Source organism: Pseudomonas yangonensis (assembly GCF_009932725.1).
GTDB lineage: Bacteria > Pseudomonadota > Gammaproteobacteria > Pseudomonadales > Pseudomonadaceae > Aquipseudomonas > Aquipseudomonas yangonensis.
In genome coordinates this window covers 458,642-484,039 of the sequence record NZ_BLJU01000005.1, presented here as the reverse complement: position 1 = coordinate 484,039, position 25,398 = coordinate 458,642, and the positions used below count along the sequence as shown (strand labels likewise).

Below are 25,398 nucleotides of genomic sequence, written 5' to 3'. Positions count from 1 at the left end.
ATCCGCGATCCAGCGCATTCACTACAGTTGTGTCGCGAAGCGTTCCACCGCACTGACCACGTGCTTGGCACCGTCCTGAATTTCCGCTATCACCTGGCCGGCCTGGGCTGAAAGCTCCAGGCCGCGCTCGGCCTGGGTTCTGCCTCGGTCGATCAGGCCAACCGCGCGCTCGGCCAGCTGCTGGTTCTGTCCGACCACCTGGGTAATTTCTTCGGTCGCTGCGCTGGTGCGGGAAGCCAGCTGGCGAACCTCGTCAGCCACCACGGCGAACCCTCGGCCCTGCTCGCCTGCACGTGCCGCTTCGATGGCGGCATTGAGGGCGAGCAGGTTGGTCTGGTCGGCAATGCTGCTGATGTTCTTGACGATGGAACCAATGATCTGCGACTGCTTGTCCAGCGCTTCGATGCCTTGCGCGGCCTCCTGCATGCGCGCCGAGAGTTCACGCATGGCGTCGAGCATCTGCTGTACCACCGCCGATCCGCTCTTGGCACTGTTGTCGGTATCTTTCGAGGTTTCGAAGGCAATGCTGGCCGCATCGGCCACGGCGCGCTCACGATTGACCTGATCGGTGATGATGGTGGCGAATTTCACCACCTTGTAGAGGTTGCCCTGGGCGTCGGTGACCGGGTTGTAGGACGCCTCCAGCCAGACTTCGTGGCCGTAGGCATCGACGCGCTTGAAGCGTCCGGCAGCGAATTCGCCGCGCCGCAGCTGATCCCAGAAGTGCTGGTATTCGGCCGAATTGGCCACTGCCGGGTCACAGAACATGCGGTGATGCTTGCCCTGTATCTGTGCCAGGTTGTAGCCCATGGAGTCGAGGAAGGGCTTGTTGGCGGTGAGAATCTCGCCGTTGGGGGTGAATTCGATCACCGCGGTCGAACGCTGCAGCGCTTTGACCAGGTTTTCATGCTCACGTGACGCGACGATGGTGCGTGTCAGATCGCTGGCATAGATGGAAAAGAACTGAATCTGGCCCTCGCTGTTACGCGCTGGCTGCAGGATGGAGCGTAGCCAGGCTTCCTCGCCATCACCGCGCTTGAGGCGAATGATGCCGGCCAGATGTTCGCCGCGTTCGAGCGCGTGGCGAACGCGATGATGAAAGTCTAGGTTGCGCACCTGTTCCGGTATCAGATCCAGCAGCGGGCGGCCGCGAAGCTGCTCGGCACGGTAGTGCATTTCGTTCTCGAAGTTAGCGTTGACCTTGTCGATGCGACCCTGTGGATCGAGGGTCATGGCGATCATTTCATCGTCAAGGCTGGCGCGCACCTGCTGGAACAGCGACAGCTCTTCGCGCAGAGCCTTGAGCTCTTGCTTCAATCGGGTGTTGAACATGGTGGCAGGCCTTTGCCGGAAGTTGGCGTCATCGATTTAATATTTAGGGCATAGCTGACCTGGGCGCCAATGCAAATGTTTCCATATATGGCAGGCCGACGGTGTCAGCCTTCCTGCATCCGGTAAGCCCCCGGCGTCAGCCCCGTCCACTTCTTGAACGCCCGGTGAAAGGCCGATGGCTCGGAAAAACCGAGTTGTTCGGCGATGTCTTGAATCGCCAGTTCGTCGCGGCCCAGGTGGTAGATGGCCAGGTCGCGGCGCAGGTGGTCCTTGAGTTCCTGAAAGCTGGTGCCTTCTTCGCGCAGATGGCGGCGCAGGGTTTGCGGGCTGGTGTGCAGTTGCTGGGCGACCTGTTCCAGGTCGGGCCAGGTGCGGCAGTCGCGGCCGAGCAGGCGGCGAATCTGGCTGATCAGGCTGTCGCCGCCGTCGGGGCGGGCCAGCAGGTCGGCGGGGGAGTGCTGGAGAAACAGCTTGAGGGTGCGTTCGTCCTGTAGTAGCGGCATGGCCAGGTAACGGGCGTGGAACTGCAGGCTGGTGTGTCCGGCGCCGAAGCGGCGGCTGCAGGGGAACAGCAGTTCATATTCGGCAGCGTGCGCGGGTTCAGGGTAGGCAAAGGTGGCCTCTTCCAGGCGGATGCGCTGGCCGATCAGCCAACTGCCGAGGCGATGCCAGATCACCAGCAGGCTTTCCACGAGAAAATGATCCGGATCCCAGAGCGTGCTGTCGTCCACGCTCAGCCGTGCCCGGTCGCCTTCGCGTTGCAGCCTGATGCCTGGGGCGTCGGGAAACAGGCCGTAGAACATCGCGCCACGGCTCAGGGCCTTTTCCAGGCTGCGGCAGTGGATGATGGCGTGGCCCATCATGGCGAAGGTGCCGCGTTTGCTCGGCTGGCGGCCGAAGCCCAGGTATTCGTCATCCAGCGCTTCCCATAGCAGTTGCATCAGCCGGGCGAACTGCTCGGGAGCGATGCGCGCACGTGGCTCGACGAGCACGGCACTCTGTATACCGGCCTGACGCAGAATCGCCTCGCAGGCCAGGCCGCGACGGTCGGCACCGCGCAGGGCAGCGCGGACGAAATGGCTGGCAATGGTGCGTTCGCGCATGCATGGGCTTCCGCTATCGAGGGTGGCCGATGGTAGTCAGCTGCTCTCGGGCAGAGCAAGCCAGCCGAGCGATTGGGTCAAGCGACGCTGAGCGCATGGGTCATTGAGGGCGTGCGGGGTGGCCCGTAACCTCGGGGGCATAACAACAGCGCAGGATCTGCCCCATGCAACGCAACCATTTCGATACCGAGCACAACCTGTTCCGCGATGCCTTCGCTGCATTTCTCGACAAGGAGGTGGTCCCGCATCAGGAGGCCTGGGAGGAGGCCGGCGTGGTCGACCGCAGCGTGTGGTGCAAGGCTGGCGAGATGGGTTTTCTGCTGCCCTGGGCGGATGAGGAGTACGGCGGCGCTGGGCTCAGGGATTTTCGCTACGAGCAGATCATGTGCGAGGAGCTGGCGCGGATCAACGAGCCGGGCTTCATGATCCCGCTGCACTCGGCGCTGTGCGGGCCCTATATCGCCGAGTACGGCAGTGCGGAGCAGAAGACGCGCTGGCTGCCCGGCATCATCCGTGGCGAGACCATCCTTGCCGTAGCCATGACCGAGCCGTCGGCCGGTTCCGATCTGGCCGGCATGCGCACCGCGGCCGTGGACAAGGGCGACCACTGGCTGCTCAACGGCTCCAAGGTGTTCATCTCCAACGGCTATTTGGCCGATCTGGTGATCGTCGCGGCCAAGACCGACCCGGCCAACAAGCACGCCATGGGCCTGTTTCTGGTCGAGCGCGGCATGCCGGGTTTTGAGCGCGGCAAGAAACTGAAGAAACTCGGCATGCACAGCCAAGACACCGCCGAGCTGTTCTTCAATGACGTCAGGGTGCCGAAGGAAAACCTCCTGGGCGATGCCAAGGGCGGCTTCTTCTACCTGATGAACATGCTTGCCCAGGAGCGTCTGACCAACGCCTGCGGCGCGGTGGCCGGTGCCGAGGCGGCCCTGCAGACCACCATCGATTACGTCAGAGAACGCCAGGCCTTCGGCCGCCCTGTGGCGCACTTTCAGAACACCCGCTTCAAGCTGGCCGAGATGCGCACACAGATCGACGTGGCGCAGGTCTTTACCGACCGCTGCGTGATGGATCACAACCAGAGGAAGCTCACTCCGGAAGTGGCCGCCGAGGCCAAGCTGTTCACCACCGAACTGCTCGGCAAGGTAGTGGACGAGGGCGTGCAACTGCATGGCGGCTGGGGCTACATGTGGGAGTACCCGATCTGCAAGATGTACGCGAATGCACGCATCCAGCGCATCTTTGCCGGCACTTCGGAGATCATGAAGGAGATCATCAGTCGCGGCATGAAACTATGAGGCGGTATGCGTACGATCACCGTATAGGCTCGGCGGGCGCCCAGAGATGCACCCATGTCGCGGGCCATCCGATCACTTATCAGGAGACGCCATGAGCGGCCCACTGTCTTCGTTGAAGGTTCTCGACTTCTCCACCCTGCTGCCGGGGCCGTTCGCCTCGCTGCTGCTGGCCGATATGGGCGCCGAGGTGCTGCGGGTGGAGTCGCCCACGCGTATGGACCTGGTGCGCGTGCTGCCGCCGCATGATGGCGGAACGTCCACCAGCCATGCCTATCTGAACCGCAACAAACGCAGCATCGCCCTGGACCTCAAGCGCCCCGAGGCCGTGGAAGTGGTGAAGCAGCTGGTGAGCGAGTACGACATCGTGCTCGAGCAGTTCCGCCCCGGCGTGATGGACAAGCTGGGCGTTGGCTACGAGGCGCTCAAGGCGATCAACCCACGGCTGATCTACGTGTCGATCACCGGCTACGGTCAGAGCGGGCCGTACCGTGACCGCGCCGGGCATGACATCAACTATCTGGCGTTGGCCGGCATCGCCAGCTATACCGGGCGCCGTGACAGCGGCCCGTTGCCGCTTGGCGTGCAGTTGGCGGATCTGGCTGGCGGCTCGCTGCATGGGGTGATCGGCCTGCTCGCAGCCGTGGTGCAGCGCCAGGTCAGCGGTGTGGGGCAGCAGGTCGACGTGAGCATGACCGACTGCGCCTTCAGCCTGCATGGCATGGCTGGGGCAGGTTATCTCGGCGGTGGGGTCGAACCCGGTATGGAAAACCAGGCGCTCAATGGCGGCAGCTTCTATGACTACTACCGCACACGCGATGGTCGCTGGTTCTCCGTCGGCAGCCTGGAGCCGCAGTTCATGCAGCAGTTCTGCGCCGCCATTGGCCGGCCCGAGCTGGCGGCGCGTGGTCTGTCGCCGAAGCCCGAGGATCAGCGCGCGCTGAAGCGCGAGATCGAAATCGAGTTCGAGAAGCGCGATTTCGCGCAATGGTGCGAGGTTTTCGCCGCGCTGGACGCCTGCGTCGAGCCCATGCTGCCATTGTCCGAAGCGGTACGGCATCCGCAGATCGAGGCGCGTGAGCTGGTCGTCGAGGTCCCGCGCGAAGGCTTGACGGCCCAGGCGCAACTGGCCTGCCCGCTGAAGTTCTCCGAGGGCTTGCCGCCGCCCCGGCATGTGGGCGCGGCAGTTGGCGCGCATACCGAGCAGGTGCTGGCCGAGCTGGGGTATGACGCCGAGCGAATCGCTGCGCTGCGCGAGGCACGGGTGTTCGGTTGAAGCGTGCGATGGCGCCCGCTTAGGATGGGCGCCTTTATCGCAGCGGAGCGTTGATATGAAAGGAATCACCGGGAGGGCGCCAGGTGCCCCGGGCTTGATCCTGGCGTTGGGCTTGGTCTTCGCCCTGACACCTTTGCATGCTACCGAGGATTCGGAGGATCCCTGCCAGCAGGGTAGCGCCATGGCCGCCTTCATGTGTCAGGGGCCGCTGTGGAAGGCTGCCGAGCAGGAGCTGCAAGGCACCTACGACCGTGTGATGGCCTCGCTCAAAGCGTATGAGCCGGCGCTCGCCACGGAGCTGCGCGATGCCCAGCGGCTATGGATCAAGCTGCGCGAGCAGGATTGCAGCCTGTACGCCCGCAACCGCGTGCAAGGCTCTCCCTGGACCGGATTCTGGGAGTCGGAGTGCCATGCGCAGCAGGCGCGTGCGCGTACCGAGTGGCTGAAAACATTCGAAGAGTAGAGTTCGCTGTCGGTGCGCTGGCGCCCGATCATTCCTGGCGATGCTCGCCGGTGAAATGCAGGGTCGCCTTGCAGCGTCTGCAGTAGTAACGGCGCCCCTTGGCCACCAGCGCATGACGCTGAGCGGAGAAGGGAAACTCGCCATCCACGCAGCTGCAGCGATAGATGAAGCGGGCAACCTTGCGCCGTTCGACCTCGTAGCTGTGGCAACGATGCGGCGGGAGTTCGTAGACGCCGCGCATGATCAGCTGCCATTCCTCGCCGTGCGGCTGTATGCGCGGGCCGAACAACTGGTGGGCGATCATGTGTGCAACTTCGTGGGGTACCGTCTGGCGCAGGAAATCTTCGTGGTTGTCGCGGTACAGCTGCAGGTTGAAGCGCAGCTTGTTTTCCGTCAGATGCGCGACACCCGCCTTCTGACCACGCAACTTGAAGCTGATCTCGGGGCGGGCGAAGCGTTGCTTGAAAAAAGCTTCCGCCTGTTGATAGCAGGCTTCGACTCGGGCGTGAATCTGTTCGGGCATGACTGGCGCAGGTACGGGCTGAGGGCGAATTATGCCGCAAGCAGCCCGGCTGCGCAGGTATCACTCGTCTCCTGGCGGTTGCATACGCTCCTGCTGCGTGCCGCGGCTCTGATCCTGATCGACCGTTCGCTGATAGTCCGGCTGGAGCGTGTAGGTCCAGAACAGGATGGTGCTGACCAGTATGGTGACAACTACCAGCAGGCCAACGCCAACCATCGAGGAGGCGTAAAGAAAGCCTTGATGGTTGTCGATGCGCATGAAGCGCGGCAGGCCGACATAGAACAGGTAAGAGGTATGCGCGCAGGCTGCCGCCAGAACCAGTATCGCCAACCAGCGGGTGGGGTAGAGCGCGGCGATGCCGGCGAGGAAGAACGGGGTGCAGGCATAGGCGATGAAACCGATGCACTGGTTGAACGTGGGCCTGGCCTCGAAGGTCCGCGACATATAGCGCAGGAAGTAGCCCATGATGAAGACGCCGATCAGCGTCGCCACATAGAGCAGTACGCTTAACTGCAAGGCGCTTATCGCCTCCAGGCGGATACGCTCTTCTTCGACCAGGCTCCAGCCCACCCAGTGTGTGCCGATGAACAGACAAACCGCCGGCAGCAGGGCAAACAGAAAAAGGTAGGGCAGGTAGTTGGCGCTATTGCGTTCTTCATCCTGGCGAATTGCCGTCCAGGCACGATCCGGGCGTGTGAGTAGGGTGTAGAGGTTCGCATACATGGTAAGTCCATCCGCTGACTGCCTTTATATTTGGGGCAGCCAATACGGCGTAGGGTTCAACTCAATTTCCTTACAAGCTGTAAGGCAACAAAAAGGCCGCCCGGGGGCGGCCTGCTGATTGCTGCCAAGCGCGATCAACTGGTGTAGATCGGGCCGATGCCCATGCCCCAGAGGATTACCGAGCTGGCGATCATCGCCACCAGCACCACCAGACCGACTGCCAGCACGGAGCTGGAGAACATGAAGCCCTCATCTTCGGGGATATTCATGAAGGTCGGTATGCCGACGTAGAGCAGATAGACCGTGTAGCAGATCGCGACCGTGCCTACGACCATGCCCAACCACAGATGCGGATAGAGCGCTGCAAGGCCTCCGATGAACAGCGGCGTCGCCGTATAGGCAGCGAATACCACACACTGGGTTAGGCTCGGGTTGGCATCGTAGGTACGTGCCATCCAGTGGATGAAGGCGCCCATCACGGCCACGCCGGCTAGCATCGCCAGGTAGGACATGATGGTCATCACCATTGCACTGCCTTCGGTAAGCATGACGGGTGTTCGGTCGCCGATTGCCCAGCCAACCTGAGTGGTGCCGATATAGGCCGAGATGGCGGGAATCGCCGCCAGAATCAGAACATGGGTCAGGTACATGTGGCTGATGGATTCTTCCTCGCCACGAATTTCTTGCCATTCTTGATCGGGATGGGTGAAGAGCCCCCAAACGTGGTGGATCATGCCAGACACCTCCTTTTCTTATGACGGTCGCCCCCCAGCGAACGCCCGGGACGCGTGTACAGCGTCACCGGGTGTCAGGCCAAATCGATGCGACCTTATGCCGCAGTATAGGCAGGGCCTGGGGCAGGCGTGGTGTCTGGCTTTAGAGCAAATTGCTCTCTAGGCGTCAGTGGTAATAGCGCTCAAGAATTTCCATCGCCAGGTTGATCGACTGCAAGCGCTCTGTACTGCCGCCTCGGTCCGGATGGTGCAAGCTGACCATTTGTCGGTAGCGCTGCTTGATTCGTGGCAAATCGAGCGTGCGTTCGTTGTTGAGTTCAAACAGCTCCAGGGCGGCCTGCTTCTCGTCGCCGCCCTGCATGCGCGTCCAGAAGCTGGTCAGCAGGCGTTCCACGTCGCGTTCGTCGGTGCTCTGCAGGTGGCTCATGTCCAGGTAGTAGTCGCGTAGCTCGTCGCGTTCGCTCAGCGCGCTGCTGCCGGCCCGATAGGGCTGCAGGCGAATGCACAGCGGGCTGATCTCGAGCAGGTGCGTCTGCTCCTGCCAGAGTCGGTCACGCAGGCGGTAGAGCGCGTTGAACAGCAGAAAATGGGTGCGAAACAGCACCAGCTTGTCTGTCAGCGGCAGGTTGGGCAGATGGCCGCTGTGGCGGGACTTGAGCTGCTGGATCAGGGCGTATTCGGCCAGACCGTCGGGAGCGTTCTGTAATAATTGCAGCACCTGCTCTGCGAGATCCTGGCTGGGGTCTAGGTCGTCGTTCATCGGCCGAGCCTAGCATTTAACCGTCAACGGGGTAGGGGTGCAGCGCCTTTGTGCGTAAAATGTCGCGCTTTCGTTCCCACCCCCTCGGATTTCGACGCACCATGGGCACCCTTTCGGTCAACCAGAACAAACTGCAGAAGCGCATTCGCCGCCTGGCCGGCGAAGCCATCACCGATTTCAACATGATCGAGGATGGCGACAAGGTGATGGTCTGCCTGTCCGGCGGCAAGGACAGCTACACCATGCTCGACGTGCTGCTGTATCTGCAGAAGGTCGCGCCGATCAAGTTCGAGATCGTCGCGGTGAACATGGACCAGAAGCAGCCCGGCTTTCCCGAGCACGTGCTGCCGGCCTATCTGGAGTCCATCGGTGTGCAGTACCACATCATCGAGAAGGACACCTACTCGGTGGTCAAGGAGAAGATTCCCGAGGGCAAGACCACCTGCTCGCTGTGCTCGCGCCTGCGGCGCGGCACCCTGTACACCTATGCCGACGAGATCGGCGCGACCAAGATGGCGCTGGGGCACCACCGCGACGACATTCTGGAAACCTTCTTTCTCAACATGTTCTACGGCGGCACGCTCAAGGCCATGCCGCCCAAGTTGCTGTCGGACGATGGCCGCAACGTGGTGATCCGCCCGCTGGCCTATTGCGCCGAAGCCGATATCGAGGCCTACAGCCAGCTCAAGGAATTCCCCATCATCCCGTGCAACCTCTGCGGCTCGCAGGAGAACCTGCAGCGCCAGGTGGTTAAGGAGATGCTGCAGGAGTGGGAGCGCAAGAGCCCTGGCCGCGTCGAGATCATGTTCCGCGCCCTGCAGAACGTGCACCCCTCGCAACTGGCTGACCGCAACCTGTTCGACTTCAAGAGCCTGAAGATCGACGACAGCGCCACGCCGCGCTTTCTCGATGTGATGAGCCTGTAAATCATCGCGGCTAAAGCCCCTCCCACGGTCGCGTCGCATGTGGGAGGGGCTTTAGCCGCGACGCTTGCCAGGCGCTAAAGGCCTGGAGTATGGTTCGGCCATCGCTTTGGAGAATTTCATGTCCGCCAGCCTCAACCTCCTGTCCACGCTGCAAGCCGGTGTCTCGCGCGCCGCGTTGGCGCGTGCGCAGTCGGTCGCGGCTGCAGCGTATTATTTTTTTGGGTATTGGTTTAGCCACAGGCGCGCCTGATACCCCACAGGCGGCCTGAGACACCAGGGTCGCCACCAGAGACGTTTTCCAGAAAACCCCCGGTCGGCAACCCGACCGGGGGTTTTGTTTTTTCCGGCCGAAAATGGCCACAGATCGAGGACTCACAGATGAACCGTTATTACCGCAACTACCGCTACGACTGGCGATTTAGCAGCGTCACCACCGCCCTGACACCTTTGCAACGAACACTCAGTTAGCGCCGCCGCGGTATAGACCGCGCCGGCCAAGGAACCGCCAGATCATGAATGCATCCGTCTCCGCTCAACTCGCTTGCCCCGTCACCACCATCGCCCGCCGCAGCGCCCAGCCGCTGCCCAGCCCCGCCGTACTGCGCCAGCGCCTGCCGCTATCCGCCGTACTTGCCGAACGTATCGCCGCCGACCGCGAGGCCATCCGCGCCGTGCTCGATGGCCGAGATTCGCGCCTGCTGGTGGTGGTCGGCCCCTGTTCCCTGCATGACCGCACCAGCGCCCTCGAATACGCCGAGCGTCTGGCTGAACTGGCGCCGCAGGTCGATGACCAGTTGCTGTTGGTGATGCGCGCCTACGTGGAAAAACCGCGCACCACCGTGGGCTGGAAGGGCCTGTTGTACGACCCGCATCTAAATGGCAGTGGTGATATGGCCGAAGGGCTGCGCCTGTCGCGGCAACTAATGCTGGATATCCTTGAGCGCGGCCTGCCGCTGGCCAGCGAACTGCTGCAGCCGATGGCGGCTGGTTACTTCGATGATCTGCTCGGCTGGGCGGCGATTGGCGCACGTACCAGCGAGTCGCAGGTGCACCGCGAGATGGTCAGCGGTCTGGATCTGCCGGTCGGCTTCAAGAACGGCACCGACGGCAGCGTCGGCATCGCCTGTGACGCCATGCGTTCGGCGGCGCATCCGCATCAGCATTTCGGCATCGACGACCTCGGTCATCCGGCGCTGCTGCACACCGCCGGCAACCCGGACACCCATCTGGTGCTGCGCGGCGGCCATGGCGCGCCGAACCACGATGCCGCCAGCGTCGCCGCTGCGCGCGAGGCGCTGCAGCGTCAGGGTATCGCGCCGCGCATCATGGTCGACTGCAGTCACGCCAACAGTGGCAAGGATCCGTTGCGTCAACCGGCGGTACTGGACAGTGTGATCGAGCAGCGTCTGGCCGGTGATGCCAGTCTGCGCGGAGTGATGCTGGAGAGCCATTTGTTCGACGGCTGCCAGGCGCTGTCCGGCGAGCTGCGTTATGGCGTGTCGATCACCGATGGCTGCCTGGGTTGGGAGGGCACCGAAGCATCCTTGCGCCTGGCTGCCGAGCGTTTGCGCGGTGTTTTGCTGTAGGAGCCGCGCCTCGCGGCGAATGTGCTCAGGCCTGAGGCGTACAGGCAAAGAGCTTCGCCCCGGGGCGGGGCTCCCACTGGGCTTGAACTGTAGTGCTTCCTGCGTGCAGGCTTCGTCATCCGTTTCATGAAGGATTCGATTCATGCGTGATTACAAGTGGCTGCACGAGTTCTGCCTAAACCGTTTCGGCTCGGCCAAGGCGCTGGAGGCCATGCTGCCGGAGCCGCGCAGCGATGCAGCGCTGCGCGCGCTGAGCGATGACCGCTATCTGTCGCTGATGAGCCTGCGCATCTTCCGCGCCGGCCTCAAGCACAGCCTGGTGGACGCCAAGTGGCCGGCGTTCGAGGAGGTGTTCTTCGGCTTCGACCCGGAAAAGGTCGTGCTGATGGGGGCCGAGCGTCTGGAGAACCTGATGCAGGATGCGCGGCTGATCCGCCACCTGGGTAAGCTCAAGAGCGTGCCGCGCAATGCCCAGTTCATCCTCGACGTGCGCCGCGAGAAAGGTAGCTTCGGCGCCCTGATCGCCGACTGGCCGGTGACCGATATCGTCGGGTTGTGGAAATACCTGGCCAGGCAGGGCAACCAGCTTGGTGGACTGTCGGCGCCGCGTTTTCTGCGCATGGTGGGCAAGGATACCTTCGTCCCCACCGACGACATGGTCGCCGCGCTCAAAGCGCAGGGCGTGATCAACAAGGCGCCGACCAGTCAGAAGGATCTGGCCGCGGTGCAGGCTGCCTTCAATCAGTGGCAGGCCGAGAGCGGACGGCCGCTGTGCCAGCTATCGGTGATGCTGGCGCATACGGTCAATCATTGAGGGTGTCGTTCAGGGCATCCAGCCATTCCCTGGGCACGTCACGCTTCATCGCCAGCTGACATTGCTGGCTTTCCGGGTCGAACACGATCACCGCCTCGCCCTTGTCCAGAGCGCGGCGTACTCGCTGTACGCGGGTTTCCAGCGGCGTTTCGTCACCGTTGTCGGTGCCGTCGCGGGTGACGAAATCTTCGATCAGGGCGGTAAGGGTATCGGCTTGCAGCAGGTGAGCGGGGATCAGCACAGCGAATGGGCTCCGGTTGTTGGCGCCCATGATAGAGCCAGAGGGCGCCAGGCTGCGAGTCTATTCAGGCGCGGTTGCCGGGGCGTTTCAGAAAACGCTCCAGCGTGCTGTAAAGCAGGCCGCTATCGAGCGGCTTACCGAGGAAATCGTCCATGCCCGCATCCAGTCCATGCTGGCGGTGCTCTTCGAGGATGTGTGCAGTCAGGGCGATAACCGGTACTGCAGCAAGCTGGCGGCTGCGCTCCAGGCGCCGGATTTGTCGGGTGGCTTCGAAGCCGTCCATCACCGGCATCTCGCAGTCCATCAGGATCAGGTGCACGGCAGCCGGGTCACGGCTGTATTCATCGACGGCGGCCTGGCCATTGGTGACCAGGCGCACGCTGTAGCCGCGTTTCTTCAGGAAGCCCTGAACCACCAGCTGATTCACCGGGTTGTCTTCTGCTACCAGTATGCAGGGGGCGTTACTGTTGTCGCTGCGCATATCTCTGACCAACTGATGTACCTTTGCCCGGGGTTCTTCGTATAGCCCGGTGAGTGCCTGACGCAGTGCGTTGATCGCCACCGGCTGGGCCAGGTGTTGCAGACGCAGGCCCTGGCTCGCCGGTAGCTGCGGACAGGCTTCGGGCGGGCAGATCAGCAGCACGCGCTGCTGCGCCTGTAGTTTTGGCCTGATTGAATCGAGCCAATGGTTGACGCCACCTGGCCAGGGCGCCATTAGTACCAGCAGCGGTGGCGCCGCGAAATCCTCCAGATAGTCCTGCAGTCGCTCCGGTGTCTGGCAACGCTCGGTGCGCATGCCCCAGCGACCGAGCAGGCGGCTCATGGCATCCAGCCCAAGGCCATCGAGCGAGGCGAGCAGGGCGGTGCGGCCCGCCAGCAGGCGGTTGAGCTCTTCAGGCACGTCCTGCTCGCTCAGCAAGGGGATGTCGAAGGCAAAACGAGTACCCTGGCCGAGGGTGCTCTGTACCTCGATCCGCCCGCCCATCATCTCCACCAGTTCCTTGCTGATGGCCAGCCCCAGCCCGCTGCCGCCATAGCGGCGCGTGGTGCTGGAGTCGCCCTGGGCGAAGGATTCGAACAACTGTGCCAGCGCCTGCTCGCTGATGCCGATGCCACTGTCGCTGACGGCGAATATCAGGTGCGGCTTACCATGGCTGTCGCTGCGGCGGCTGACGCTGACTGCCACATGGCCTTCTGCGGTGAACTTCAGGGCGTTGCTGAGCAGGTTCATCAGCACTTGCTTGAGCCGCGTCGGGTCACCCTGAATGCGCCGTGGTACGCCATTTTCCAGGCTGACGTAAAGGCGCAGGCGCTTGTCCAGAGCCTGGCCGGTGAACAGGCTGAGGGTCTCGGAAATCATGTCCTCGAGATCGAACTCGATCTGCTCCAGACTGAGCTTGCCTGACTCGATACGGGCGTAGTCGAGGATGTCGTTAATCACCGCCATCAGCGAACTGCCGGAGCTGGAGATGGTATCGACATAGAAGCGCTGGCTGCGATCCAGCGGCGTTTCGCGCAGCAGTTGCAGCATGCCCAGCACGCCATTGAGCGGGGTGCGGATCTCATGGCTCATCTTGGCCAGGAAGCGGCTCTTGGCCTGGCTCTCGAAGGCTGCCTGCTCTGCCGCCCGGCGAGACTGGAAGCCTTCTTCCTTGAGCAGGTTGATGCGGTCGGCCAGGCCGATGGACAGGGTGATCAGCTCGATGGTCACGCCGATCTTCACCACCGTGGCGCCGAATACGCCGAATACTTCCAGCCCCAGCGAACCGGTAGTGGCCTGGATGAAGGCGAACAGCAGAATGGCCCAGGCCAGCGTGTAATAAGAGCCGTAGCGCACGCCGCGGCGCCAGACATAGATGCCGGTCAGCAGCAGGATCAACGAGACCAGGGAAACGGTGACGCTGGCGAGGATGTTCCACGCCGCGAAGCCAATCAGTGGCACCGACAGCAGGCAGCCGACGCAGATCAGCATCAGCAGGCGCAGGTAGGTGTCCAGGCGCGGGAAGTACTGTCGGGCGTGAAGGAAATGGCGGCTGAACTGGATGGCCGTGAGGCAGTGCAGGTACATGAGGATATAGATGCTCACCGACTGCAAGGCCACGTGCTCGGGCAGCAACTTGAACAGCATGCCATCGAAGCAGGCGGCGAGCAGGCCAACGTTGAGGTTGTAGGCCAGGTACCAGAGATAAGCCGATTCGCGCAGCGACAGGTAAAGAAACAGGTTGTAGCAGAACATGGCGAACAGCACGCCGTAGAACGCGCCGTTGAAACCCATCAGATTCTCCTGCGCCGCCGCGCTTGCGCCATAAGTGGCAAAGAACAGCGGCACGAACACCGTGCTGGTGGTTTCCACGCGAACCAGCAGCGTGCTGACGCCGGGTTCGAGCTGCATGGGGAACCAGAAATTGCGAACCTGCACCGGCCGTTGGGAGAAGGCGAAGGTGTCGCCGCTTTCCTGTTGCAGGCTTTTGCCATCGGGGTTGATCAGGTGAACCTGCAGGTGATCGAGTAGTGGATAATTGATTTCAAGGTAGCCGCCCACCTCATGTTTCAAGGCATTGACCAGGCGAATCTTGAACCACCAGACCGAAGCATTCTTGCCGAGATTGGCATGTTCGCCGCTGACTTTACGAAAGTCGTCATCCTCCAGGGCCAGCACCTGCTCGACGTTGAGGGTACCGCCCACGTCCTCGTAGTAACCGGTGTACGGCCCGAGAGACAGGCGCAGGTCGTCGCTATCCAGCGGCGCAGGCGTAAGGGCCCATGCCGGGCAGGCAAGCCACAACAGCAGCAAAACCAGGTGAAGGCGAGGCATCCGTGAACCTCAGAAAGTGTCTGCAAATCGTTGCGCGTGGCCGTGCTGCGTTGAAAACAGCCTCGAAATGTCCGTGCACCGCCACGCACCGCGCGTTTCTCGACCTGATCCTAGCTCGGCTTGCTAAAAGCCTTTTCAAAGGGCCGTTCAGCAGAGCGGGAGTCATTCCTTTGTAACGTCACGTGGCGACATCCTTAGGGTAGCTGACCGCGAACGCTGGCCATAAAAAGGGGAGCTGAAGCTCCCCTGGGTCCTTGCGCGTCACTTTGCCTCTATGTGTCGCAGCCTTCAAGCGTCGCGATCATGTTGGCCAACCAGGCTGTCCACGGGAGGAACACGGGTGTCGCTTTCCATCTGTGCATCGTGCTCCAACTGATGGCTGAAACGCTCCAGCGAACCCTGGGCCGGCTGGGCGTCGCTGGCGAATACCGGCGGGCTCATCATGTAGGCAGTGAGCAGGCGGCTTAAGGCCTTGAGGCTGTCGATATGGGTGCGCTCGTAGCCATGGGTGGCGTCGCAGCCGAAGGCCAGCAGTGCCGTGCGAATGTCATGGCCGGCGGTGACGGCCGATTGCGCATCGCTGTGGTAGTAACGGAACAGATCACGGCGCACCGGCACCTCCTGTTCGGCAGCCAGGCGCAGCAACTGACGTGACAGGTGATAGTCGTAGGGCCCGCCGGAGTCCTGCATGGCCACGCTGACCGCATGTTCGCTGGATTGCTGGCCCGGTGCGACCGGTGCGATATCGATGCCGACGAACTCGCTGACATCCCAGGGCAGGGCAGCGGCGGCGCCGGAGCCGACTTCCTCGGTGATGGTAAACAGCGGGTGGCAGTCGATCATCGGTTGCAGGCCCTGATCGCGAATCGCCTTGAGTGACGCCAGCAGCGCTGCGGCGCCAGCCTTGTCATCGAGGTGACGGGCGCTGATATGTCCGCTTTCGGAGAACTCCGGCAGCGGATCGAAGGCGACGAAATCACCCACGCAAACGCCGAGTGAATCGCAATCGGCACGGGTGGCGCAGTAGGCGTCCAGGCGCAGCTCGACGTGGTCCCAACTGATCGGCATGGTGTCGACGGCGGTGTTGAAGGCGTGCCCGGAGGCCATCAGCGGCAGCACGCTGCCGCGAATCACGCCGTTGTCGGTGAACAGGCTGACGCGACTGCCTTCGGCGAAGCGGCTCGACCAGCAGCCCACCGGCGCCAGGCCGAGACGGCCGTTGTCCTTGATCTCGCGGACGATGGCGCCAATGGTGTCGAGGTGCACGGAAACGGCACGGTCGAAACGTTCGTACTCGCTCTGACGCCCACGCAGGGTGGCGCGGATGGTGCCGCGGCGGGTCAGCTCGAAGGGGATTTCCAGCTCTTCGAGGCGTTCGGCTACGTAGCGCACGATGGTGTCGGTGAAACCGGTAGGACTGGGGATGGCGAGCATCTCCAGCAGTACCTTCTGCAGGTAGTCCAGATCAGGTTCGGGTAACTGTTGCATGCAAGCTCCTCGCGTTCGGATTGCCCCTCTCCCTTGTGCGGGAGAGGGCCGGGGGGAGAGTGTTCAGCTCGTTGCCTGGCTTAGCGGGAACAGCAGGTCGACGAAGCGCTCGGCCGTCGGCTGCGGCTCGTGGTTTGCCAGACCGGCCCGTTCGTTGGCCTCGATGAACACGTAGTCGGGCTGGTCGGCCGCCGGCACCAGCAGGTCGAGGCCGACCACCGGGATTTCCAGGGCTCGCGCGGCTTTGATTGCCGCGTCGCGCAGAGCGGGATGGAGAACCGCGGTGACGTCTTCCAGAGTGCCGCCGGTGTGCAGGTTGGCTGTCTTGCGTACCGCCAGGCGCTGGCCTGCCGGCAATACGCTGTCGTAGTCGAGGCCGGCACCGTGCAGGGTTCGCAGGGTTTCGGCGTCCTTGGGAATGCGGCTTTCGCCGCCGGTGGCGGCCTGACGACGACGGCTTTGGGCATCGATCAGCTCGCCGATGCTATGGCGACCATCGCCGAGGATCTCGGCCGGGCGACGAATGGCGGCAGCCACCACTTCGTAGCCGATCACCAGGATGCGCAGATCGTGCCCCTCGTGATAGCTCTCCAGCAGCACGCGCTGGTCGAACACGCGGGCGCGCTCAATGGCTTCCTGCACTTCACCCGGCGTGCGCAGGTCGACCGCCACGCCCTGGCCCTGTTCGCCGTCAACCGGTTTGACCACCACCGAGCCGTGCTCGGCGAGGAAGGTGGCGTTGTCCTCCGCACTGCCGGCCAGACGCTGGGCCGGCACGCTTAGACCGGCGCGCGAGAGGGCACGGTGGGTCAGGCGTTTGTCCTGGCACAGAGTCATGCTCACAGCGCTGGTCAGGTCGCACAGCGATTCCCGGCAGCGGATGCGCCGACCGCCGTGGCTGAGGGTGAACAACCCGGCTTCTGCGTCGTCCACCTGCACCTCGATACCGCGGCGCAGCGCCTCGTCAACGATGATGCGTGCGTAAGGGTTGAGCTCGGCCTGCGGGCCCGGCCCGAGGAACAGCGGCTGGTTGATGCCGTTCTTGCGCTTGAGACTGAAGGTCTGCAGCTCGCGAAAACCCAGTTTGGCGTAGAGGCGCTTGGCCTGCTTGTTGTCGTGCAGCACCGACAGATCAAGATAGCTCAGCCCGCGACTCATGCCGTGCTCGATCAGGTGACGCACCAGTACTTCACCGACGCCAGGGCGGCTGCACTGGGGGGCTACTGCCAGGCACCACAGGCTGCTACCGTTTTCCGGGTCGCGGAAGGCCCGTTGGTGGTTGAGCCCCATGACGCTGCCGATCACGTCGCCACTGTCTTCATCCTCCGCCAGCCAATAGGTCGGGCCGCCTTCGTTGTAGGGCGTGAGCTTGGCCGGGTCGATCGGCAACATGTTGCGGGTTTGATACAGGCAGTTGATGGCCTGCCAGTCTGCCTCGTTCTGCGCCCGGCGAATGCGAAAACCCCGGAAAATGCGCCGTGCCGGACGGTAGTCGGTGAACCACAGGCGCAGCGTGTCGGAAGGGTCGAGAAACAGTTGCTGCGGCGCATGGGCCAGCACCTGGTGCGGTGCGGCGACATACAGGGCGATATCGCGCTCGCCGGGTTGCTCGGCGAGCAGCGCCTCGGCCAGCACGGTGGGGTCCGGGTAAGTATGGCCGATCAGCAGGCGGCCCCAGCCGCAATGGATGGCCTGCGGCTGGCTTGGCTGGCTGGCGTGGTCTTCGGCCAGGCGCGCTTGCAGACGTTCGTAGGAGGGCGTCTGGCCGCGCAGCAGGCGTTGGTTGAAGGCAGTGGAGCGCATGGAATAGTCCCTGTCCGTGTTCACTACGTCCGGTCTGAGCCGGATCGTCATTGAGTCGCGACAAATCCCGGCTTTACCGGGCTACGACCATTGATCCTGCAAGAGCGGCCAAAAGGCCGCTCCGTCTCAGTTACAGACCCTGCTCGCTCAGCCACAGGTTGAGCGCCGCCAACTGCCACAGCTTGGAGCCGCGCAGGGGGGTGAGCTGGCTCTCTGGATTAGTCAACAACTGGTCGAGCATGTTCGGGTTGAACAGGCCGCGATCCTGGCTGGGGTCGAGCAGCAGGTCGCGCACCCAGCCGAGGGTGGCGCCTTCCAGGTACTTGAGACCCGGTACCGGGAAGTAACCCTTGGGCCGGTCGATCACCTCGCTGGGGATGACCTTGCGCGCCGCTTCCTTGAGCACGTACTTGCCGCCTTCAGGCAGCTTGAACTGTGCCGGGATACGCGCCGACAGCTCGGCCACGCGGTAGTCGAGGAACGGTGTGCGCGCCTCCAGGCCCCAGGCCATGGTCATGTTGTCCACGCGCTTGACCGGGTCATCGACCAGCATCACCGTGCTGTCCAGGCGTAGCGCCTTGTCCACTGCGGCGTCGGCGCCCGGCATGGCGAAGTGCTCGCGAACGAACTCGCCGGCCATGTCGCCGGTCAGCCAGGCGGGTTGCACGCAGGCGGCGTACTCGTCGTGCTCGCGGTCGAAGAAGGCGGCGCGGTAGGCGGCGAAGGCATCCTTGGCGCCGTCGACCTGCGGGTACCAGTGGTAGCCGGCGAACAGTTCGTCGGCGCCCTGGCCGCTCTGTACCACCTTGCAGTGCTTGGCCACTTCGCGCGAGAGCAGGTAGAAGGCGATGCAGTCGTGGCTGACCATCGGCTCGCTCATGGCACGGAAGGCCTGCGGCAGTTGATCGAGAATCTCGTGCTCGCCGATACGCAACTGATGGTGACGGGTGGCAAAGCGCTGGGCGATCAGGTCCGAATACTGGAACTCGTCGCCACGCTCGCCACCGGCATCCTGGAAACCGATGGAGAAGGTCAGCAGATTCTCCACGCCGGCTTCGCGCAGCAGGCCGACCAGCATGCTCGAGTCGACGCCACCGGAGAGCAGTACACCAACGTCGACGGCGGCACGCTGACGAATGGCCACGGCTTCGCGCATGGTTTCCAGCGTCAGGTCGCGCCATTCTTCCAGGCCGTACGCCGCTTCATCGCCTAGCGGGCCGAACTGCAGGGACCACCAGGTCTTCTGCTCGATCTTGCCGTCGGCATCGACGCGCATCCAGGTGGCCGGCGGCAGTTTTTCAACACCCGCCAGGATGGTGCGCGGCGCCGGCACTACGGCATGGAAGTTCAGATAATGATTGAGGGCGACGGCATCGAGCGTCTTGGTGATATCGCCACCCTGCAGCAGGGCTGGCAGCGACGAGGCGAAACGCAGGCGCTCGCCGGTGCGTGACAGGTACAGCGGTTTGACGCCGAGGCGGTCGCGGGCGATGAATAGGCTCTGCGCGTCGCGTTCCCAGACGGCGAAGGCGAACATGCCGTTGAGCTTGGGCAGCAAGGCTTCGCCCCAGGCGTGATAACCCTTGAGCAGTACCTCGGTGTCACCGCCGGAGAAGAAGCGATAGCCCAGCGCTTCCAGTTCGCTGCGCAGTTCGGGGTAGTTATAGATGGCGCCGTTGAACACCATCGACAGGCCGAGATCACTGTCGATCATCGGCTGGCCCGAAGCTTCGGCCAGATCCATGATCTTCAGGCGGCGGTGGCCGAGGGCGACGGGGCCCTGGCTATGAAAACCGTGGGCGTCGGGGCCGCGAGGGGCGAGATGATGGGTGATGCGTTCGACTGCCGCCAGGTCCGCGGGGCGTCGATCAAAACGTAGTTCTCCAGCTATTCCGCACATAGTTCCTTACCGGTGTTGCCGTTGGGGAGTGGCTCGTGGCCGAGCCTTTTACACCAAAACAAGAAAATGCTTTCATGTCAAAGTAATGGTGGTTAAGGATTGGTGTTTATGGAAGCTAAAAAAGTTCCTGCTGAAATAGATCTGTCATCTGTCATGGCCTTTGAAATGCCACTATTTCAGGCGCTGCGGCGTCTGCAGCAGGCGGGGGAAGTGCACGCCAAGCGTCTGGCCCGTTTTGGCGGTCTGACCCCCATGCAGTTGATGGTCCTGCAGGTACTGGCCAGCGAGACTCGCATGACTGCCAGCGTACTCAGCAGCCGCGTCAGCCTGACGGCCGCGACGCTTTCCGGTTTGCTCGATCGCCTTGAGGAGCATGGGTTGTTGCAGCGCCAGCGCGACAATCAGGATCGTCGAAGGCAATGGCTGCTGATAAGTGATGCGGGCCGCGAGCTGATTCAGCAGGCGCCTTCACTGATGCCGCCGGAGTTCAACCAGCGTTTTGCCGTGCTGGCCGATTGGGAGCGCCACAATCTGACGGCGGCGTTGCTGAGGGCCGCCGAGCTGTGCGGCGAGATGGACTGAGTCGACGCGCTTTTTTCAGAAAAAATTCAAGCAGGGTGTTGACTTAGCTTCGCCACCTGCATAAAGTGCGCGCCTCGCTAAGGCACATGGGTGGTTAGCTCAGCCGGGAGAGCATCTGCCTTACAAGCAGAGGGTCGGCGGTTCGATCCCGTCACCACCCACCATTAGCGAATTCGGACGCAAGTCCGGCCGACGCGCAGCGGTAGTTCAGTCGGTTAGAATACCGGCCTGTCACGCCGGGGGTCGCGGGTTCGAGTCCCGTCCGCTGCGCCATTATTTCCCGGATCGAGCTTGGCTCGGTTCGAGATGGCAAGGCCCGTAAGGGCGCTATCGGATGCTACAGAGTTTCAAGAGTTCTTTGGACGCAAGTCCAGCCGACACGCAGCGGTAGTTCAGTCGGTTAGAATACCGGCCTGTCACGCCGGGGGTCGCGGGTTCGAGTCCCGTCCGCTGCGCCATACAGAAGCCCGCTGATCGCAAGATCAGCGGGTTTTTCTTTGCCTGCGACTTTTCGTCATCTTGCCTTCATGCGGGCAAAGTAGCTTGCTATCGATCAGGCGAAATGACCCAGGAGAATGCCCGATGGACGATTATCAGGAAGAGCTGCTCGAGCGCGATGCCCTCGTTCAGGACGCGTCCGACGCTGATGTCGAAGACGACGCCACCGAGCTCTGAGCTTCACCGCTCGCCCTGCGCTGTGCGCGGCGGTAGTCACCCGGCGTTTGCCCCAGCCAGCGTTTGAAGGCGCGCTGGAAGGCTTCGGCCGAGGCGAAGCCGAGCAGGTAGGCGATCTCGCCGAAGGCCAGCTCGGTGTCACGGATATAGGCCGTGGCCAGGTCGCGGCGGGTATCGTTGAGGATGCTGCGAAACTGCGTGCCTTCCTCAGTTAGCCTGCGCCGTAGCGTCCAGCTCGGCAGGTGCAGGCTGCGCGCGACTTCATCCAGGTCCGGTTCGTGCCCGTGCAGCAATGGGCCGAGTAGCTGGATCACCCGTTCGCGCAGGCTTCGCGTGCGGGTCAGCTGCTCCAGTTCGCGTTCACATAACTCCACAAGATGCCGCCAGGTGCCGGGGCAATGCCGCGGGTTGCGCAGCGCCAGGGTTTCATTGCTCAGGCGCAGGCGGTTGGCGCCAGCGCTGAACTCTGCCGGGCAGCCGAACAGCGCCTCGTAGCGCTCGCCATAGTCTGGCGCTGGAAATTCGATTTCGATCTTTTCCAGGAGGATGGCGCGATCGACCACCTGGCCCAGGTTGGTCTGCCAGCCTGCCAGCACCGAATCCACCACGAAGCGGTTATAGGCGTTGTACGGGCTGATGGAATAGAAGTGCAGCCACGCGCCGCGGGCGTCCTCGCGAAAACCGGAACGGCCTCGATAATTGGCGGCGTACAGCGGTTCGAATCGGGTCAGGGTGCGCGCTGCTTCGCGCAGGTCCGGCGCCTGCATGGCGCAGATGCCAGCCAGGCCGATCTGGCTCAGATGGCTGTGGCGACCCATGTCCAGGCCCAATGCCGGATCGCCGCACAAGGTTATGGCGCTGTGGCCGAGGCGCATGAAACGGGGAATCGACAGGCGCGCCCTTGGTTCGCTCAGACGGGCGGCATCCAGACCGAACTGCTCGAACAGCGGCTCGGGCGGCCGGCCTTTGGCGCGCAGTGCATCGGCCAGCGCCAGAGTGAAGCCGACGGAAAGGTCGCCGAGACGAACGCGAGAGGTTTTCATAACCAGAGGTTGATCAGTTGCGCGCCGCGCTCGTCCGAGCCTCGTTCGCTACGACCGGCATCGAACGCCAGGGCTTGAGGCTGGCCGCTGCGTTCCCACAGCCTGCCGCGCAGATGGACTTTCATTGCCGCACGAATGCCGTGGGCCTGCAGTCGCTCGCCGAGTTCGGCATCGTCGCTCTGGCCATCCAGGTCGCTGGGCATGGCCAGAAGTTCGGCGGCGTCGCCATTGAGCGCTTCGTTCTGCAACTGACCGATGCTGCCGCCCAGCAGCACGCCAAGCCGGCCCGCAGGGGTATCCAGCACCTGCAGGGTCGCCGGCGCTGCGGTTTTCAGATTGGCAGCGCTGAAGGTGTGGCGTTGTGGCTGGCCCAACGGGTTGCCGGCCCGGTCGAATACCAGGCTGGTGTTGTACAACGGCCCGCGCCCGACTTCGAGGCGACCCAGCTCCACGCGAGGCTCGGGCAGGACGATCGAGCCGGCCACCAGGGTGATCTGGTAGTCGCGGGCCAGGTCGCCGAACAGCTGCTGGTAGTCATGCGCCATCGATTTCGCCTTGGTGCGTAGCATGGCGTCATCCAGGCGCGCTTCGCTCCCCGCATTCAGCAGCGCGCCGAGAAAATCCATGGGGTTGGTCGCCACCAGCCAGTGCATGGCCTGCTGGCGTTCGGCGGCGCGGTGTAGCGCTTCCTTCTCGCCCACGGCCAAAAGCCAAGTGCCGATATGCTCGGGCAGCACGACGACGGTGCGCTCGTTGAGCAGGCCCTGGTCACGGGCGTGGTCCAGATAGGCAGCGAGTTTCAGGCGCAGGCGCGCGAGGCTCTGATAGTCGGCGGCGAACAGCTCCGGCTGGATGCCCAGCAGGTTGCCGCGTGGGCCCGGCTGGCCGATATCGAGCGCGACCTGGCTGCGCAGATCGGACAGGTAATGGCTGCTGGGGCGCTGTTCGATCCAGTGGGCGTAGCTGCCGAGACCGGCCAGCAGAGTCAGCGAGAGCAGAAGGGTGATCAGTAGGCGCATTTCAGGGTGTTCGGTTGGATTGCGGTGCAGGTTAGGTCGGTCGAGCCGTGCTGCCAAGATATGTTGCTATTTTTGATCATTATCTTGTCACTTTTGATCATTGAGCCTGGCTGGCGGCCTCTTTATCGTCTGGCTCCATAACCGACCGCGTGACCATGAGACCGCGGCAATCCGTGAACTGCACCGCGATGTGGAGAATTCCATGACTGCTCGTTACCCGCACCTGCTGGCCCCGCTCGATCTCGGCTTCACCACGCTGAGCAACCGCACCCTGATGGGCTCCATGCACACCGGCCTGGAAGAGAAGCCGGGCGGCTTCGAGCGCATGGCGGCCTACTTCGCCGAGCGTGCCCGGGGCGGCGTTGGCCTGATGGTCACCGGCGGTATCGGCCCGAACGAGGAGGGCGGCGTTTACGCTGGCGCGGCCAAGCTGAGCACGGTGGAAGAGGCGGAGAAGCACAAGATCGTCACCCAGGCCGTGCACGAGGCCGGTGGCAAGATCTGCATGCAGATCCTGCATGCCGGGCGTTATGCCTACAGCCCGAAGTCCGTGGCCCCCAGCGCCATCCAGGCGCCGATCAACCCGTTCAAGCCGCGCGAGCTGGATGAGGAGGGCATCGAGAAGCAGATCGCCGACTTCGTCAATTGCGCCGCGCTGGCCCAGCAGGCCGGCTACGACGGCGTCGAGGTGATGGGCTCGGAAGGCTACTTCATCAACCAGTTCCTGGTCGCTCACACCAACCACCGTACCGACCGCTGGGGCGGCAGCTTTGATAACCGCATGCGCCTGCCGGTGGAGATCGTGCGCCGCGTGCGTGAGGCGGTCGGGCCGAACTTCATCATCATCTATCGCCTGTCGATGCTCGACCTGGTCGAAGGCGGCAGCACCTGGGACGAGATCGTCCTGCTGGCCAAGGCCATCGAACAGGCCGGCGCCACCCTGATCAACACCGGCATCGGCTGGCACGAGGCGCGCATCCCCACCATCGCCACCAAGGTACCGCGCGCGGCCTTCACCAAGGTCACCGCCAAGCTCAAGGGCGAGGTGAACATCCCGCTGATCACCACCAACCGCATCAACACCCCGGAAGTGGCCGAGCAGGTGCTGGCCGAGGGCGATGCCGACATGGTGTCCATGGCGCGCCCCTTCCTCGCCGACCCGGACTTCGTCAACAAGGCCGCCGAAGGCCGCGCGGACGAAATCAACACCTGCATCGGCTGCAACCAGGCCTGCCTGGATCACACCTTCGGCGGCAAGCTGACCAGTTGCCTGGTCAACCCGCGCGCCTGCCACGAGACCGAGCTCAACTACATTCCCACCACCACGGTGAAGAAGATCGCCGTGGTCGGCGCCGGCCCGGCCGGCCTCGCTGCTTCCACCGTCGCTGCCGAGCGTGGCCACAGTGTGACCCTGTTCGATGCGGCCAGCGAGATCGGCGGCCAGTTCAACGTGGCCAAGCGCGTGCCGGGCAAGGAAGAGTTCTATGAGACCCTGCGCTATTTCAAGCGCAAGCTGGAAACCACCGGTGTCGACGTGCGCCTCAATACCCGCGTGTCGGTGGATGACCTGGTGGCGGGCGGTTTCGACGAAATCATCCTGGCCACCGGCATCGCCCCGCGTACTCCGGATATTCCGGGGATCGAGCATCCCAAGGTGATCGGCTACCTGGACGCGATTCTCGAGCGCAAGCCGGTCGGCCAGACGGTGGCGGTGATCGGCGCCGGTGGTATCGGCTTCGACGTCTCCGAGTTCATCACTCACCAGGGCAAGGCCACCAGCCTCGACCGTGACGAGTTCTGGAAGGAGTGGGGTATCGATACCTCCCTCGAAGCGCGTGGTGGCGTGGCTGGCGTACAGGCGCATCCGCAGCCGGCTGCGCGTCAGGTTTTCCTGCTGCAGCGCAAGAAGTCCAAGGTTGGCGATGGTCTGGGCAAGACCACCGGTTGGATTCACCGCACCGGGCTGAAGAACAAGAACGTACAGATGCTCAACAGTGTCGAGTACCTGAAGATCGACGATGCCGGCCTGCATATCCGCATCGCCGGTGGCGATGAGCAGGTGCTGCCGGTCGACACCGTGATCGTCTGTGCGGGGCAGGATCCGCTGCGCGAGCTGCAGGAAGGGCTGGAAAGCGCAGGTCAGCGCGTGCACCTGGTCGGTGGCGCGGATGTCGCCGCCGAGCTCGATGCCAAGCGCGCGATCAACCAGGGCTCGCGCCTGGCGGCCGAACTCTGATCGAACCGACGCCCCGCCTTATGCGGGGCGTCTGCTTAGTGGCTGACAATAACAA

Annotated in this window: 20 protein-coding genes, 3 tRNA genes and 2 pseudogenes; 11 read left to right on the top strand and 14 right to left on the bottom strand. The window is 63.2% G+C overall.

Translation table 11 applies throughout. The features are described 5' to 3' along the window. Positions 1-21 precede the first annotated feature (21 nt). The 3 genes and pseudogenes from GYB81_RS25195 to GYB81_RS10830 all read right to left on the bottom strand — a co-directional run. Positions 22-453 (bottom strand): annotated as a pseudogene (locus GYB81_RS25195) (methyl-accepting chemotaxis protein); the annotation flags it as partial. A gap of 150 nt (positions 454-603) precedes the next feature. Then, positions 604-1,233 (bottom strand): annotated as a pseudogene (locus GYB81_RS25190) (PAS domain-containing protein); the annotation flags it as partial. A gap of 203 nt (positions 1,234-1,436) precedes the next feature. Continuing rightward, a complete protein-coding gene (locus tag GYB81_RS10830; protein ID WP_161866964.1) occupies positions 1,437-2,435 on the bottom strand; it encodes an AraC family transcriptional regulator in 999 nt (332 codons plus the stop codon). Between the two features lie 164 nt (positions 2,436-2,599). Here GYB81_RS10830 and GYB81_RS10825 point away from each other — a divergent pair, with 164 nt between their 5' ends. From GYB81_RS10825 to GYB81_RS10815, 3 genes are all read left to right on the top strand, one after another. After that, the gene (locus GYB81_RS10825; RefSeq protein WP_161866963.1) at positions 2,600-3,739 is read left to right on the top strand and encodes an acyl-CoA dehydrogenase family protein; all 1,140 of its coding nucleotides are present in this window, start codon (positions 2,600-2,602) and stop codon (positions 3,737-3,739) included. Between the two features lie 91 nt (positions 3,740-3,830). Next, entirely contained in the window at positions 3,831-5,012 is a 1,182-nt protein-coding gene (locus GYB81_RS10820; protein WP_161866962.1) for a CaiB/BaiF CoA transferase family protein, read from the top strand. A gap of 55 nt (positions 5,013-5,067) precedes the next feature. Next, positions 5,068-5,475 carry a lysozyme inhibitor LprI family protein gene (locus tag GYB81_RS10815; protein ID WP_233787544.1) on the top strand — a complete coding sequence of 136 codons (408 nt, stop codon included), beginning with the start codon at positions 5,068-5,070 and terminating at the stop codon, positions 5,473-5,475. 28 nt (positions 5,476-5,503) lie between these two features. Here GYB81_RS10815 and GYB81_RS10810 read toward each other — a convergent pair whose 3' ends face one another. The 4 genes from GYB81_RS10810 to GYB81_RS10795 form a co-directional block, all read right to left on the bottom strand. Further along, a complete protein-coding gene (locus GYB81_RS10810; RefSeq protein ID WP_024308830.1) occupies positions 5,504-5,998 on the bottom strand; it encodes a SprT family zinc-dependent metalloprotease in 495 nt (164 codons plus the stop codon). 60 nt (positions 5,999-6,058) lie between these two features. Further along, positions 6,059-6,721 (bottom strand): Yip1 family protein, encoded by a 663-nt coding sequence (locus GYB81_RS10805; protein WP_161866961.1) that lies wholly within the window; start codon positions 6,719-6,721, stop codon positions 6,059-6,061. A 134-nt stretch (positions 6,722-6,855) separates the two neighbouring features. Next, positions 6,856-7,455, bottom strand: a complete 600-nt coding sequence (locus tag GYB81_RS10800; protein ID WP_161866960.1) for a Yip1 family protein — start codon at positions 7,453-7,455, stop codon at positions 6,856-6,858. 166 nt (positions 7,456-7,621) lie between these two features. Next, a complete protein-coding gene (locus tag GYB81_RS10795) occupies positions 7,622-8,215 on the bottom strand; it encodes a DNA-J related domain-containing protein (RefSeq protein ID WP_161866959.1) in 594 nt (197 codons plus the stop codon). Positions 8,216-8,316: 101 nt separating this feature from the next. On the opposite strand from GYB81_RS10795, the gene ttcA reads away from it, so the two are divergent. The 3 genes from ttcA (at position 8,317) to GYB81_RS10780 (ending at position 11,541) form a co-directional block, all read left to right on the top strand. Then, positions 8,317-9,141: a tRNA 2-thiocytidine(32) synthetase TtcA gene (ttcA, locus tag GYB81_RS10790; protein ID WP_013716338.1), complete on the top strand. Its 825-nt coding sequence runs from the start codon at positions 8,317-8,319 to the stop codon at positions 9,139-9,141. Positions 9,142-9,653: 512 nt separating this feature from the next. After that, positions 9,654-10,727 (top strand): 3-deoxy-7-phosphoheptulonate synthase, encoded by a 1,074-nt coding sequence (locus GYB81_RS10785; RefSeq protein ID WP_161866958.1) that lies wholly within the window; start codon positions 9,654-9,656, stop codon positions 10,725-10,727. 142 nt (positions 10,728-10,869) lie between these two features. Next, positions 10,870-11,541 (top strand): DNA-3-methyladenine glycosylase I, encoded by a 672-nt coding sequence (locus GYB81_RS10780; RefSeq protein WP_161866957.1) that lies wholly within the window; start codon positions 10,870-10,872, stop codon positions 11,539-11,541. On the opposite strand, the gene GYB81_RS10775 is transcribed toward GYB81_RS10780, so the two are convergent. From GYB81_RS10775 to GYB81_RS10755, 5 genes are all read right to left on the bottom strand, one after another. After that, entirely contained in the window at positions 11,531-11,782 is a 252-nt protein-coding gene (locus tag GYB81_RS10775; RefSeq protein WP_161866956.1) for a YheU family protein, read from the bottom strand. The two genes, GYB81_RS10780 and GYB81_RS10775, sit on opposite strands and share 11 nt — an antisense overlap. A 64-nt stretch (positions 11,783-11,846) precedes the next feature. Continuing rightward, positions 11,847-14,597 (bottom strand): hybrid sensor histidine kinase/response regulator, encoded by a 2,751-nt coding sequence (locus GYB81_RS10770; protein ID WP_161866955.1) that lies wholly within the window; start codon positions 14,595-14,597, stop codon positions 11,847-11,849. A gap of 288 nt (positions 14,598-14,885) precedes the next feature. Further along, complete coding sequence (locus GYB81_RS10765) at positions 14,886-16,085, bottom strand: osmoprotectant NAGGN system M42 family peptidase (protein WP_161866954.1); 1,200 nt, start codon at positions 16,083-16,085, stop codon at positions 14,886-14,888. 63 nt (positions 16,086-16,148) lie between these two features. Beyond that, positions 16,149-17,888 carry an N-acetylglutaminylglutamine synthetase gene (gene ngg, locus GYB81_RS10760; protein ID WP_161866953.1) on the bottom strand — a complete coding sequence of 580 codons (1,740 nt, stop codon included), beginning with the start codon at positions 17,886-17,888 and terminating at the stop codon, positions 16,149-16,151. A 130-nt stretch (positions 17,889-18,018) separates the two neighbouring features. Continuing rightward, a complete protein-coding gene (locus GYB81_RS10755) occupies positions 18,019-19,788 on the bottom strand; it encodes an N-acetylglutaminylglutamine amidotransferase (RefSeq protein WP_161866952.1) in 1,770 nt (589 codons plus the stop codon). Positions 19,789-19,896: 108 nt separating this feature from the next. Here GYB81_RS10755 and GYB81_RS10750 point away from each other — a divergent pair, with 108 nt between their 5' ends. The 4 genes from GYB81_RS10750 to GYB81_RS10735 all read left to right on the top strand — a co-directional run bounded on the left by GYB81_RS10750 (position 19,897) and on the right by GYB81_RS10735 (position 20,828). Then, entirely contained in the window at positions 19,897-20,370 is a 474-nt protein-coding gene (locus GYB81_RS10750) for a MarR family winged helix-turn-helix transcriptional regulator (protein WP_161866951.1), read from the top strand. Positions 20,371-20,458: 88 nt separating this feature from the next. Next, a tRNA-Val gene (locus GYB81_RS10745) sits at positions 20,459-20,534 on the top strand. A gap of 32 nt (positions 20,535-20,566) precedes the next feature. Next, a tRNA-Asp gene (locus GYB81_RS10740) sits at positions 20,567-20,643 on the top strand. A 108-nt stretch (positions 20,644-20,751) separates the two neighbouring features. After that, positions 20,752-20,828, top strand: a tRNA-Asp gene (locus tag GYB81_RS10735). A 168-nt stretch (positions 20,829-20,996) separates the two neighbouring features. On the opposite strand, the gene GYB81_RS10730 is transcribed toward GYB81_RS10735, so the two are convergent. Together GYB81_RS10730 and GYB81_RS10725 are read right to left on the bottom strand one after the other, a co-directional pair. Next, positions 20,997-22,088 carry an AraC family transcriptional regulator gene (locus GYB81_RS10730; protein WP_161866950.1) on the bottom strand — a complete coding sequence of 364 codons (1,092 nt, stop codon included), beginning with the start codon at positions 22,086-22,088 and terminating at the stop codon, positions 20,997-20,999. Continuing rightward, entirely contained in the window at positions 22,085-23,107 is a 1,023-nt protein-coding gene (locus tag GYB81_RS10725; RefSeq protein WP_161866949.1) for a carbon-nitrogen hydrolase family protein, read from the bottom strand. The genes GYB81_RS10730 and GYB81_RS10725 overlap by 4 nt, the downstream gene beginning before the upstream one ends. A 202-nt stretch (positions 23,108-23,309) precedes the next feature. Between GYB81_RS10725 and GYB81_RS10720 the strand changes: the two genes are divergently transcribed. Next, a complete protein-coding gene (locus GYB81_RS10720; protein WP_161866948.1) occupies positions 23,310-25,343 on the top strand; it encodes an NADPH-dependent 2,4-dienoyl-CoA reductase in 2,034 nt (677 codons plus the stop codon). Positions 25,344-25,398 lie beyond the last annotated feature (55 nt).